We start from the raw sequence: 12,872 nt of genomic DNA on the forward strand, positions 1-12,872 counted from the left end.
CTGCGCCTGTTCGTGCCCCCGTTGCGCCCCCCCCCCCCCCCCCCCCCCCCCCCCCCCCCCCCCCCCCCCCCCCCCCCGCAACTGGTTGGGGAGAGCCAAACGCCCAGCGGCCCGGAGGTCAACGGGCTCGCCTCCGCACTGGCCGATTCTCGCCAACTAGCCGAGGGGGAAGGGATATTGGGTGCTGCCGGGCGGTAGCGGAAGGTGCGGGGCCGGCGTGCCCGGCCCCGGCTCCCGGCCGGGGTTAGGGGCGGGTGGTCAGTTGACGGTCCAGACCTGGAGTTGCGAGCCGGTGTCGGGCTGTTGGGTGGTCCGGGCGCCGTCGGCGGTGGACGCGGTGGTGAGCAGCAGGCCGCTCTTCTGGGAGGTGATTCGGTAGCCGCCGGCGGCCGGGGTGAGCTGCCAGCGCTGGTTGCCGCCGCCGGTGCAGGCCCACTGGATCACCTTGGCGCCGGCGGAGGTGGAGCCGCCGTCGACGTCCATGCACAGGTGCGACTCGCCGTTGGCGATCTGGTAGCTGCCGTCCGCCTGCCGGGTGAACATCCAGGTCTGGTTCGGGCCGCCGTTGGGGGCCCAGGTGACCAGTTGGGTGCCCTGGGCGGTGGAGTGGCCGGGGTCGTCGAGGGCCTTGCCGGCGGCGGTCAGGGTGTGGGTGCCGTCCAACGGGGGGTTGGGCGCGGTGCCGGTGGCGGTCAGGGTGAGGGTCTGCTCGCCGGGGCCGCGGGTGCCGCCGACGGGGTTGCCGGTGGTGTCGGCCCAGCTGCGGGTGGGGGTGGTCTCGGTGGACCGGCTGTTGGTGGAGGAGAGGCCGAGGACGAGTCCGCTGTAGCGGTTGACCAGCTTGAACGTGCCGGTGGCGGTTCCGTCGGCGGACTTCCCGGGGATGACGAACCACTGCTGGCCGACGGTGGGCCCGCCCGGGCCGGCGGCGGTGGCGGTGGGGCGGGCGCCCCAGGCGCGACCGGCGGTGGCGGTGGAGTCGACGCCGAGCAGGCGGCCGGTGGCGGCGTTGGCGATCCGGTAGGAGCCGTCGCCGTTGGTGGTGAAGCTCCAGGCCTCCAGGTCGGAGCCGGTGCCGGCGGCCAGCGAGGTGGTGGCCGGGCCGCCGGCGACCTGGGCGAGGAGCCGGCCGTCGGCGTTGCCGATCCGGTAGGTCCTGCCGGGGTCGACGGGGGGAGCGGCGGGCGCGGAGCCGTTGATCGTCACGTCCACGTACTCGCCGGACGCGCCGTTGGAGCAGCCGAAGGCGCAGTACGAGCGGAAGGTCCTGCCGACGACGGTGCTGTTGGTGCGGTTGGCGCTGTCGAGGAACCAGCGGTACCAGGACGCGGTGTGGTAGCCGCCGGTGTCGCCGATCGGCACCCACTTCTGGCTGGCGAGGTCGGCGGTGGCGTAGTACTGCTGGGGCGCCGAGCCGCTCTGGTCGACGGCCTGCGGCTCGGCGATGTACAGCCCGAGGTAGGCGTTGTAGGTGATGTCCATGACGAACAGCGGTGAGGTGGGGGGCATCGTGCCGGCGGCGACCTGCTGGGCCACGGTGCCGGTGTTCGCCGGGTCGTACTCGTCGGCGACCGGGGTGTAGCCGGTGGGGTGCGCGGAGTCGGCGGGCACCAGGTTGCTCTCCTGGCCGCCGGTGCCGGGCTGCGACCACGCGCCGTCGTACCACTTCTGCCACGAGTCGGGTGCCATCTTGGCGGCGATCGGGGCCCGGGCCACGTGTTCGTGGAAGGCCTTCCAGCTGCCGCCCTTGTCGACGATCCGCGAGCCGTAGAAGACGTAGAAGTAGCCCGAGGCCGTGTCGACGAAGAGGCGTTGGTCGCCGTCCCCGTAGTCGAAGGTCTGGTTCGGGAAGGCCGCGGTGTCGCCCCGCTGGGTGCTGTAGGGCGAGGTGATGGCGTGGTCCTTGATGGTCCACGTCCGGCCCTGGTCGCTGGAGACGGCGTAGTCGATGGCGTCGAAGTGGAGGCCGTCGCCGAAGGGTTGCGGGGTGAACTCGTTGTGCACCAGCCCGTACCAGTCGCCGGTGTCCGGGTCGACCCAGATGCCGGAGAGGTCGCAGTAGTTCTTCTGGGCGTAGCCCGACCCGGCGGGCGCGGAGGTCGAGGTCAGGCCGGTGGGGCTGTTGTTGCAGCGCCAGGTGGTGTCGTTGTTGCGGTCCTGGGGGTTGGCGGGGTTGACGGCGTTGCTGAGCGCGCTCGACCGGGTGGCGGAGTCGAAGTCCGTGCCGGTGAAGAAGTCCCAGTAGCGCGGGTCGTTCGCGCCGTAGAGCGCGGCGGACTGCTGGAAGTAGAAGGTGCCGTCCTTGTCGGTGTACGGGACGGCGGGGGTGTCGGTGGGGTGGGCGTAGCCGACCGGCTTGCCGACGCTCACGGTGTACGGGGCGGTTGACGGGGCGCCGGCCGGGGCGGCTGACGGTTCGGGGGCGGCCGACGCGGACGGGGCGAGGCCCGCGCTCAGCGCCAGGAGCGCGGGGGCGAGGACGGCGGCGAGTGCTCTGCGGGGTGGGGCGGACACGGGGTCTCCTTCGGTGCTGCACCGTCGGGGCGGGGGTGGGCGGTGCTTCTCGGGCCCGCCGGTCGTCGTTGGGGGCGCGACCGCCGAGGCCGGCGATGGCATGCAGTATCCGGCCCTCTTGCGCGCAACTGTCAACACCTCTGAGCAACAAATTGCGCAGACGGGTTCCATGGAGTGCTTGAAGATGCTTGAATCTGGCCAGAAAGAAGCAGGTATCAGCAACTATTTCATGGAGGTGGCCGATGGCGACCCATGTCGAGGCCGAGATCGCCAGCCAGCCGGACTGCTGGCGCCGCGCTGCGGAAGTCGCCGCGGCGGAGTGCACGGCGCTGCCCGAGGCCGGTGAACGGGTCGCGGTGATCGGCTGCGGGACCTCGCTGTTCATGGGCCAGGCGTACGCCGCCATGCGGGAGTCGAGCGGACAGGGCGTCACGGACGCCTTCGCCGCCTCCGAGTTCCCGGGCGTCCGCTCGTACGACCGCGTGATCGCGCTGACCCGCTCCGGCACCACGACCGAGGTCCTGGCCCTGCTGGAGCGGGTGCGCGGAAAGGTCCGCACCGCGGCCGTCACCGCCGACCCGCGGACGCCGGTGATGACCGCGGCCGACGACATCGCCGTGCTGGACTTCGCCGACGAGCGGTCCGTGGTGCAGACCAGGTTCGCCACCACGGCGCTCACCCTGCTGCGGGCCCACCTGGGCCTGCACACCGAGGCGGTGGAGGCCGACGGCCGGGCGGCCCTGGCGGAGCCGCTGCCCGAAGGCCTGGTGGACTGCACCCAGTTCACCTTCCTCGGCACCGGCTGGACGGTCGGGCTGGCGAACGAGGCCGGCCTCAAGCTGCGCGAGGCCGCGCTCGCCTGGAGCGAGGCGTACCCGGCGATGGAGTACCGGCACGGCCCGATCAGCATCGCCGCGCCGTCCACCGCCACCTGGATGCTGGGCGCCGCACCGGCGGGCCTGGCCGAGCAGGTCCGGGGCACCGGCGCCCGCTGGATCGAGGGCCGGCTCGACCCGCTCGCGGAACTGGTGCGCGTCCACCGGCTGGCCGCCGCGCTGGCCGCCGCGAAGGGCCTGGACCCGGACCAGCCGCGCAACCTGACCCGGTCCGTGGTGCTCGCCGACTCATGACCGATCAGCCTCGGCTCACGACCGGCCGGCGTCAGCCCGTGCCCGACCGGCGTCTGGTCGTCGCCGTGGACGTCGGCGGCACCGGCATCAAGGCAGCCCTGCTGGACCGGGAGGCGGCCGTCCGGCACCAGGTGCGGCGCGCCACCGGGCGCGAACGGGGCCCGGAGGCCGTCGTGGCCACCGTCGTCGACCTGGTCGCGGACGTGCGGCGGGAGGCCGGGCGGCAGGGCGCGGAGGTCGACGCCGTCGGCCTGGCCGTTCCCGGCATCGTCGACGAGGCCACGGGGACGGGCGTGTACTCCGCCACGATCGGCTGGCGGGACGTCCCGTTCCGGGAGCTCGTCGCCGAGCGCACCGGCCTGCCCGTGGCCGTCACCCACGACGTGCGCGCCGGCGGCGTGGCCGAGGCCCGGCTCGGAGCCGGGCGCGGCGAGGAGCGCTTCCTGTTCGTCCCGGTCGGCACGAGCATCGCCGCCGCTGTCATGACCGGCGGCCGCGCCCTGCCCGGCGCGCACCACCGGGCCGGGGAGATCGGCCACCTCGTGGTGCGCCCGGGCGGGGAACCGTGCGCCTGCGGGGCCCGGGGCTGCGCCGAGACCTACGCCTCGGCGGCCGCCGTGGCGCGGCGCTACACCGAGGCCACCGGCCGGCCGGCCCCCGCACCGGAGGTGGCGCGGCTGGCCGCCGAGGGGGACCGGGCGGCCGGCGCCGTCTGGCAGGAGGCGGTCGACGCCCTGGCCGACGCCCTGCTGACGGCCGTCCTGGTGCTGGACCCGCCGCTGGTCGTCCTGGGCGGGGGCCTCGCCGAGTCCGGCGACCTGCTGCTCGCCCCGCTGGCCGCCGCGCTGGCCGCCCGCGCCCGGATCCAGGTCGCGCCGCGCCTGGTGCCCGCCGCGCTCGGGGACCGGGCCGGCTGCCTGGGCGCCGGACTGCGCGCCCTGGACGCGGCGGCCGGCCGCGCGGCCCCGGAAGGGAGCCCGGCGCCGTGATCGTCACCGTGACCCCGAACCCCGCCCTGGACATCACCTACGGCGTGCCGGCGCTGCGCCCGCACACCAGCCACCGGGTGGCCTCCGTCCACGAACAGGCCGGCGGCAAGGGCGTGAACGTGGCCCGGGTCCTGCACGGCCTCGGCCGGCCCACCACCGCCGTCCTGCCGCTCGGCGGGCCCACCGGCGCGGTGCTGCGGGCCGACCTCGACCGGGCCGGCATCGCCTGCCTGGGCGTTCCGCTCGCCGCCGGCACGTCGACCCGGCGCACTGTCGCCGTGGTCGACGCCGTCGACGCCACCGTGCTGAACGAGCCCGGACCGGAACTCTCCGCCGAGGACTGGACAGCCCTGCGCACCGCCGTCCGCAGCCTGCTCCCCACCGCCCGGGCCCTGGTGCTGTCCGGGAGCCTGCCGCCGGGCCTGCCGGGCGACGCCTACGCGGATCTGGTCCGCCTCGCCCACGCGCAGGGCGTGCCGGTCGTCCTGGACGCCGACGGCGCCGCGCTCACCGGGGCACTGGCGGCCGGGCCCACGGCCGTCAAGCCGAACGCGGTCGAACTGCGCCGCGCCACCGGCATCGCCGACCCGCTCCGCGCGGCACACGCCCTCGTCGACGCCGGCGCCCGGGCGGTGGTCGCCTCGCTCGGCCCCGACGGACTCCTCGCCGTCACCCCGGACGGCAGCTGGTGGGCCCGCCTGCCCCCGGAGGCCGACGTGCGGGGGAACCCGACCGGCGCGGGGGACGCGGCGGTCGCGGCGCTGGCCGCGGCCCTCGCCGACCGTGCGCCGTGGCCGGCGGCGCTGGCCCACGCGGTGGCCCTGTCGGCCGCCGCCGTCCAGGCCCCGTACGCCGGCCGGTTCGACCCGCAGGCCTACCGCGGCCACCTCCCGCTGGTCCGGGTCACCCCGGCCGCACCCTCCGCGGGCTCAGCCCCTTCCGACTGAACAGCCCCACCCGACAGGAGAGTTCATGCCCCTGGCAGCCACCGGCGGCCTCGTCGCCCGGGCCGCGGCCCGGCACGGCGCCGTCGCCGCCTTCAACGTCATCACCCTGGAGCACGTCGAGGCCGTCGTCTCCGCCGCCGAGACCGCCGGCACCGCGGTGATCCTCCAGGTGAGCGAGAACGCGGTGCGGTTCCACGGCGGGCGGCTGGCCCCGCTCGCCGCGGCCGCCGTGCGCTGCGCCGAGCCGAGCACCGTCCCGGTGGCGCTGCACCTGGACCACGTGAAGACCGGCGTCCTGCTCCGCCAGGCCGCCGAATGCGGGTTCAGCTCGGTGATGTACGACGCCGCGCACCTGCCCTACGCGGAGAACGTCGCCGCCACCCGCGAGGCCGCCGTCTGGGCGCACGGCGCCGGGCTCTGGCTGGAGGCCGAACTCGGCGAGGTCGGCGGCAAGGACGGCCGGGGGCCGCTGGACGCCCACGCACCGGGAGCCCGCACCGACCCCAAAGAGGCGCGGCGCTTCGTCGAGGAGACCGGCGTGGACGCCCTCGCCGTCGCCGTCGGCAGCTCCCACGCGATGACCTCCCGCGACGCCCGGCTCGACCACGACCTGCTCGCCGCCCTGCACGCGGCCCTCGACGTCCCGCTCGTCCTGCACGGCTCCTCCGGGGTCCCCGACGACGAACTGCGCCGCGCCGTCCACGGCGGCATAGCCAAGGTCAACATCGGCACCGCCCTGAGCATCGCCATGACGACCGCCGTCCGGTCCCACCTGGCGGCGGACGAGCGGGGCGTCGACCCCCGCGCGTACCTGGCCGCGGGCCGCGGGGCGATCACCGAGGCCGTCGGCCGGCTCCTGCCCGTCGTCGCGGGAACCGCCGGATGACCGCGCCCCGGCCGACACCGTCCCCCGAACCACCCCCTCAAGGACCACTCATGCTCCAGATCGACCGGACCGGGTTCACGCTCGACGGGCGCCCCCTGCGCCTGCTCTCCGGCGCCCTGCACTACTTCCGCAGCCTGCCCGGGCAGTGGCCGCGCCACCTGCGGATGCTGCGGGCGATGGGGCTCAACACCGTGGAGACGTACGTCCCCTGGAACCTGCACGAGCCCCGTCCCGGCGCGTACGACTTCACCGGCATCGCCGACCTGGAGGCCTTCCTGCGGGCCGCCGCGGACGCCGGACTGCACGCGATCGTCCGCCCGAGTCCCTACATCTGCGCCGAGTGGGAGAACGGCGGCCTGCCCTGGTGGCTCCTGGCCGAACCGGGCGCGGCGGGCCGCGGCCTGCCGCTGCGCACCAGCGACCCGCGCTTCCTGGCCCACGTCGACCGCTGGTACGACACGCTGATCCCGATCCTGGCGGCGCACCAGACCACGCGCGGCGGAAACGTCCTGATGGTCCAGATCGAGAACGAGTACGGCTCCTACGGCACCGACCGGGCCTACCTCGCCCACCTCGCCGACGGCCTGCGCGCCCGCGGCATCGACGTCCCGCTCTGCACCTCCGACGGGCCGGAGGACTTCTTCCTCACCGGCGGCGCCCTGCCCGGCCACCTCGCCACCGTCAACTTCGGCAGCCGCGCCACCGAGGCCTTCGCCGAGCTGCGCCGCCACCGCCCCCAGGACCCGCCGATGTGCATGGAGTTCTGGAACGGCTGGTTCGACCACTGGGGGGAGCCGCACACCACCCGCCCGGCCGAGGACGCCGCCGCGGCCCTGCGCGAGATCCTGGCGGCCGGGGCCTCCGTCAACCTCTACATGGCCCACGGCGGCACCAACTTCGGCACCTGGGCCGGCGCCAACACCGCCGATCCGCGCACCGGCCGGGGCTACCAGCCGACCGTGACCTCCTACGACTACGACGCCCCGCTGGACGAACGAGGCGCCCCCACGGCCAAGTTCCGGGCCTTCCGCGAGGTCCTGGCGGCGTACGCGGACGGCCCGGTGCCGGAGCCCGAGGAGCTCCCGGCCACGCTGCCGGCGTGCCGGGTGGAGCTCGACCGGTCCCTGCCGCTGGCGGACGTGGTGGACCACCTGTCCACCGGCGAGGTCCGCTCCGCCGTCCCGCTCTCCTTCGAGGAACTCGGCCTCCCGCACGGCCTCGTCCGCTACCGGACCACCATCCCCGGCCCGCGCGCGGAATACCCGCTGACCGTCGAGGGGCTCGCCGACCGGGCCCACGTCCGCGTCGACGGCACCCACCTCGCCACCCTGGAACGCGACGTCGAGCACGAGCCCCTGCTCGTCCCGGTGCCCGGCGGCGGTGCCCGGCTGGAGCTGCTGGTCGAGTCGATGGGCCGGGTCAACTACGGCGCCGGGATCGGCGACCGCAAGGGGATCGCCGGGGCCCTGCACACCCAGCAGTACCTGCACGGGTGGACGGCCGACCCGATGCCGCTGGCCGACGGGACGCCGGACCGGCTCCCCTGGGGCACGGCCGGCGCCCCGGCCGCCGGCCCCGGCGCGGCCTTCCACCGCGGCGCCTTCGAGGTCGCGGAGCCCGCCGACGGCTACCTGGCGCTGCCGGGCTGGGGCAAGGGCTACGTCTGGGTCAACGGCTTCCTGCTGGGCCGCTACTGGGACCGCGGACCGCAGTGCACGCTCTACCTGCCCTGGCCGGTTCTGCGCAGCGGGACGAACGAGATCACCGTCCTCGAACTCGACCGGTCCGGCGAACCCGCCGTGCACCTGGTGGCCCGGCCCGACCTGGGCTGACACCCCGTGCACCCGGCCCGTCGCCCGGCTCTCCGACCGGGTCTCCGCGCGACGGGCCGTGTCGAAACCGAGACCGCTTCGTGCTCCGAAGCTCTAGGAACCTGCTCGATATTGAGCAATACTCATCCGAACTGCGCACCATAGAGCAGGGGGTGGTCCGATGGGCACGCGACCACCGACACCCGGACCGGGCCAGGGCCAGGGCCAGGAGCCGGACCAGGATCCGGCCCGGTGAGGAGGCCGCCGACGCGCGGCGGCACTCCCGGCCGGCCCCAGAACCTCCGGAACCCGGACACCCCTGCCGACCCCCACCGCACCCCCACCTCCACCCCCACCGCACCGCACCCGCTCGCGCCAGCCGCCGTCCACCCGACGCCGTGCCGCGATGGCCGAGGGCCAGTACACGTAAAGGACGAGATCCTCATGGCGAAGACACGAATCCGCACCCGCCTGCTGGCCGCCGCCGCCACGCTGCCGCTGCTCACCGGCATCGCGGCCTGCGGATCGGGCGGTGACGGCGCCTCGGGCGGCGGAGGCTCCGCCGAGGTCACGTTCTGGGGCTGGGCGCCGGGCTACGAGGAGGCGGTGGCCCAGTACAACGCGGCCCACCCGGACGCCAAGGTCAAGTTCGAGAAGATCGTGTCGGGCAGCAAGGGCGGCTACGCCAAGATCTTCGCGGCCGTCAAGGCCGGCAACGCCCCCTGCCTGGCCCAGGTCGGCTACGAGTCGCTGCCCAGCTTCGTCGTGGAGGGCGCCGTCCAGGACGTCAGCGGCGAGGCCGGGCAGTACCAGTCGCAGTACGGGGACGGCGCCTGGAACGCGGTGAAGGTCGGCGGCCAGGTGTACGGCATCCCGGTCGACGTGGGCCCGATGGCGCTCTACTACCGCACCGACCTGTACGCCCAGTACGGTCTGAAGCCGCAGGCGACCTGGGAGGAGTTCGCCGCCGACGCCGCCAAGGTGCACGCCGCCAACCCCAACGGCTACCTGAGCGTGTTCAACCCGGACGACCCGTGGTGGTTCGCCGGCATGTCCGCCCAGGCCGGCGGCAGTTGGTTCGGCACCGACAGCAAGGGCTGGAAGGTCTCGCTCGCGAGCGACCCGGCCACCGCCAAGGTCGCGAAGTACTGGCAGGGCCTGATCGACCAGGGCCAGGTCAAGTCCGAGCAGGGCTTCAGCCCCGACCTCTACAAGGACCTCCAGGACGGCACGCTCGCCGCCTACCCCGGCCCGGTCTGGTTCTCCTCCATCCTCGAACAGAACGCGGCGCAGGCGTCCGGCAAGTGGGCGGTCGCACCGATGCCGCAGTGGCAGGGCGGCGCCAAGTCGGTCGGCAACGACGGCGGTTCGTCCACCGCGGTGGTCAAGGGCTGCAAGAACACCGCCGCTGCGCTGCGCTTCGCCAACTGGATGAGCACGGACGCCGCCGCCGTCGGCACCCTCGTGGACAAGGCCGGCATCTACCCCGCCTCCACCAGCGGCACGTCGGTGCCGGCACTGGCGAAGCCGAGCGCCTACTTCGGCAACCAGCCGATCTTCGACGTCTTCAAGCAGGCGACGGCGCAGGCCCCCAAATGGAGCTGGGGCCCGACCATGACCCAGACCTCCAGCGACCTCACCGACGCCTTCGGCGCGGCCGTCGCCGCCCACGGCGACCTGACGGCGGCGCTGGGCACGGTGCAGAACAAGACCGTCGACGCGATGAAGTCCAAGGGGCTGACGGTCACCGCCGGCTGACCGGCTCGCCGGCGGACCCCGCGCGGTCCGCCGGCCCGGGCGCGTCCGACCCGTCCGACCCGTCCGACACGCCCGAGGGACCGACCACCGCCCGCACGAGAGAGAACCCCAGATGAGCGCAGCAACCCCGGCGGCGCCGGGCCGCACCGCCCCGAAGGCCGCCACGGTACGACGGACGCCGTCCCGCAACCGCGCGGCCCTCGGCTTCCTGGCCCCCTTCGGCCTGCTGTTCACCGTCCTGTTCCTGCTGCCCATCGGGTACGCGCTCTGGCAGAGCCTGTACCGCGTGGAGCGCTCCGGCCTCGGCTTCGGCCCGGCCAGAACGGTCTTCGCGGGGCTCGACAACTACACCGCGGCCCTGGGCGACGGCTCGTTCCTCGCGGGCGTCGGCCGGGTGCTGCTCTTCGGCGTGGTCCAGGTCCCGGTGATGCTCGGACTGGCCCTCGGCCTCGCCCTGCTGATCGACGCCAAGGGCACCCGGCTGCGGAAGTTCTTCCGGCTCGCCTACTTCCTCCCGTACGCGATCCCGGGCGTCGTGGCCACCATCCTCTGGGCGTTCCTCTACCTGCCCGGCACCAGCCCGCTCGTCGCCGGACTGAGGGACATCGGCATCGACGCCGACTTCCTCTCCTCCGGCACCGTCCTGTGGTCGATGGCCAACATCGTCACCTGGACCTGGACCGGCTACAACATGCTGGTCATCCTCTCCGCCCTGCAAGCCATCCCCAGCGAGCTCTACGAGGCCGCCGACCTCGACGGCGCCGGCCCCTGGCGGACCGCCTGGCACATCAAGATCCCGCTGGTGGCCCCCGCCCTGGTGCTGACCGGGATCTTCTCCATCATCGGCACCCTCCAGCTCTTCACCGAGCCGATGGTCCTGCATTCGCTGGCCTCGACCGTCTCCGCCGACTACACGCCCAACATGGCGGCGTACAACGCGGCGTTCGGCACCAACGACTACGGCAAGGCGGCGGCCATCGCCGTCCTGCTGGCCCTGGCCACCTGCGTCCTGTCCTTCACCTTCCTGCGCCTCTCGGTGCGCATCACCGGAAACCGGGTGACCGCATGAGCACCGCCGACCTCCGCCGCCGCCCCGAGACCGCGGGCCCGGCGCGCCGCCGCCCCGCCGGGCCCGCCCGACTGGGCGCCCCCGGCCGCCGTCCGCGCCCCAACGTCCTCGGCACGGCCGTCCTGTTCGTGCTCTCCGCCTACTTCCTGCTGCCCGCCTGGTGGCTGCTGGTGGCCTCCACCAAGAGCAGCAGCGACCTGTTCGGCAGCGGCGGCTTCTGGTTCTCCACCCTCCACCTCGGCGACAACCTGCACGACCTGGCCACCGCCAACGGCGGGCTCTACTTCCGCTGGCTCCTCAACACCGTGCTGTACGCGGGCGTCGGCGCCGCGGCCGCCACCCTGCTCGCGGCGATGGCCGGCTACGCGCTCACCAAGTACCGGTTCCGGGGCCGCGAGGCGGTGTTCAACACGATCCTCGCCGCGGTGCTCGTCCCCGCGCCGCTCCTCGCCCTGCCGGTCTACCTGCTGCTGTCCAAGGCCCATCTGGTCAACACCGTCTGGGCGGTCCTGCTGCCCAGCATGGTCAGCCCGTTCGGCGTCTACCTCAGCCGGATCTACGCCGCCGCGTCCGTCCCGGACGAGATCCTGGAGGCCGCCCGGATGGACGGCGCGGGGGAGTTCCGGATCTTCTTCACGGTGGTCCTGCGGATCTTCTCGCCGGCGCTGGTGACCATCTTCCTGTTCCAGTTCACCACCATCTGGAACAACTTCTTCCTGCCGCTGGTCACGCTCTCCGACCAGAAGCTCTGGCCGGTCAACCTCGGCCTCTACTACTGGAACGGCCTGCGGGACCACACCCCGTACAACCTGGTCGTCACGGGCTCGTTGGTCTCGGTCGTCCCGCTGGTCGTGGCCTTCCTGCTGTTGCAGCGGTTCTGGCGCACCGACCTGACGGCGGGCGGCGTCAAGGCCTGAACCGGGCCCCGGGGCGTGGCCGGTGGATCAGGCCACCCCCGGGGCCCGTCGGCGGTCAGGCCCGCCGGACCCGGACGCCGCAGCCGGTGACGGCCCGCTGCTGCGCCTCCGTCAGGCCGTCGTCCGTCACCAGGTCGTGGACGTCGGAGAGCGGGCAGATCCGGGCGAAGGTGACCTTGCCGACCTTGGTGCTGTCGGCCAGCACGACCGAGCGCGCGCTGCTGCGCAGGAACGCCCGGTCGGTCTGGGCCTCCATCTCGTCGTGCGTGGTGCAGCCCTCCTGCGCCGTCAGGCCGTCGACCCCGATGAAGGAGATGTCCAGGTGGTACTGCGAGAGCATCCGGTCGGCGGCCGGACCGACCAGCTCGTAGCTGGCCGTGCGGGCGATGCCGCCGATCACCACGAGGCGCACCTCGGGGCGGACGATCAGGTCGGCGGCGATGTTCACCGCGTTGGTCACGACGGTGATGCCGGTGCGCTCGGCGAGCACCCGGGCGAGCTCGCTGGTGGTGGTGCCGCCGCTGAGGCCCACCACCGCCCCCTCCGGCACGAGTTCGGCCGCGGCCAGGGCGATCCGGCGCTTCTCCTCCCGCTGCTTCTCGCCGCGGTGGCGCAGCGGCAGTTCGAGGTTGACCGAGCCGGTCACCGCGCCGCCCCGGGTGCGGTGCAGCAGCCCCTGCTCGTGGAGCTCCTGGAGATCGCGGCGCACGGTCGCGGTCGAGACGTCCAGGAGCTCGGCGAGCGCGTGCACATCGGCGCTCCCCGCTTCGGTGACGTGCGAGAGGATCCGGGTGGCGCGATCAGCTTTGAGCATGACGCGATTCTAGCCCGGTCCGGAGCCAAACCCCTGG

The 12,872-nt window shown here is 74.1% G+C and carries 10 protein-coding genes; 8 read left to right on the top strand and 2 right to left on the bottom strand.

The annotated features are described in order from the left end of the window. Positions 1-258: 258 nt before the first annotated feature. Entirely contained in the window at positions 259-2,514 is a 2,256-nt protein-coding gene (locus AC07BF_RS27570) for an RICIN domain-containing protein (protein WP_478334059.1), read from the bottom strand. 242 nt (positions 2,515-2,756) lie between these two features. Between AC07BF_RS27570 and AC07BF_RS27575 the strand changes: the two genes are divergently transcribed. The 8 genes from AC07BF_RS27575 to AC07BF_RS27610 all read left to right on the top strand — a co-directional run bounded on the left by AC07BF_RS27575 (position 2,757) and on the right by AC07BF_RS27610 (position 12,021). Beyond that, positions 2,757-3,644 (top strand): SIS domain-containing protein, encoded by an 888-nt coding sequence (locus tag AC07BF_RS27575; RefSeq protein ID WP_363586278.1) that lies wholly within the window; start codon positions 2,757-2,759, stop codon positions 3,642-3,644. Continuing rightward, positions 3,641-4,633 carry an ROK family protein gene (locus AC07BF_RS27580; protein WP_363586279.1) on the top strand — a complete coding sequence of 331 codons (993 nt, stop codon included), beginning with the start codon at positions 3,641-3,643 and terminating at the stop codon, positions 4,631-4,633. The genes AC07BF_RS27575 and AC07BF_RS27580 overlap by 4 nt, the downstream gene beginning before the upstream one ends. Continuing rightward, positions 4,630-5,580 carry a 1-phosphofructokinase family hexose kinase gene (locus tag AC07BF_RS27585; protein WP_478334060.1) on the top strand — a complete coding sequence of 317 codons (951 nt, stop codon included), beginning with the start codon at positions 4,630-4,632 and terminating at the stop codon, positions 5,578-5,580. The genes AC07BF_RS27580 and AC07BF_RS27585 overlap by 4 nt, the downstream gene beginning before the upstream one ends. Positions 5,581-5,605: 25 nt before the next feature. Next, entirely contained in the window at positions 5,606-6,466 is an 861-nt protein-coding gene (locus AC07BF_RS27590) for a class II fructose-bisphosphate aldolase (protein ID WP_363378434.1), read from the top strand. 50 nt (positions 6,467-6,516) lie between these two features. Further along, the gene (locus tag AC07BF_RS27595) at positions 6,517-8,298 is read left to right on the top strand and encodes a glycoside hydrolase family 35 protein (protein ID WP_363586281.1); all 1,782 of its coding nucleotides are present in this window, start codon (positions 6,517-6,519) and stop codon (positions 8,296-8,298) included. Between the two features lie 423 nt (positions 8,299-8,721). Beyond that, complete coding sequence (locus AC07BF_RS27600; protein ID WP_363586282.1) at positions 8,722-10,035, top strand: extracellular solute-binding protein; 1,314 nt, start codon at positions 8,722-8,724, stop codon at positions 10,033-10,035. Positions 10,036-10,147: 112 nt separating this feature from the next. Then, positions 10,148-11,104, top strand: coding sequence for a carbohydrate ABC transporter permease (locus AC07BF_RS27605; protein ID WP_363625770.1), 957 nt, complete (start codon positions 10,148-10,150; stop codon positions 11,102-11,104). After that, positions 11,101-12,021, top strand: coding sequence for a carbohydrate ABC transporter permease (locus AC07BF_RS27610; RefSeq protein WP_363633010.1), 921 nt, complete (start codon positions 11,101-11,103; stop codon positions 12,019-12,021). The genes AC07BF_RS27605 and AC07BF_RS27610 overlap by 4 nt, the downstream gene beginning before the upstream one ends. Positions 12,022-12,076: 55 nt before the next feature. Here AC07BF_RS27610 and AC07BF_RS27615 read toward each other — a convergent pair whose 3' ends face one another. Beyond that, complete coding sequence (locus AC07BF_RS27615) at positions 12,077-12,835, bottom strand: DeoR/GlpR family DNA-binding transcription regulator (protein WP_363586284.1); 759 nt, start codon at positions 12,833-12,835, stop codon at positions 12,077-12,079. Positions 12,836-12,872 lie beyond the last annotated feature (37 nt).

The sequence above is a fragment of the Kitasatospora sp. NPDC043950 genome (genome assembly GCF_056435345.1).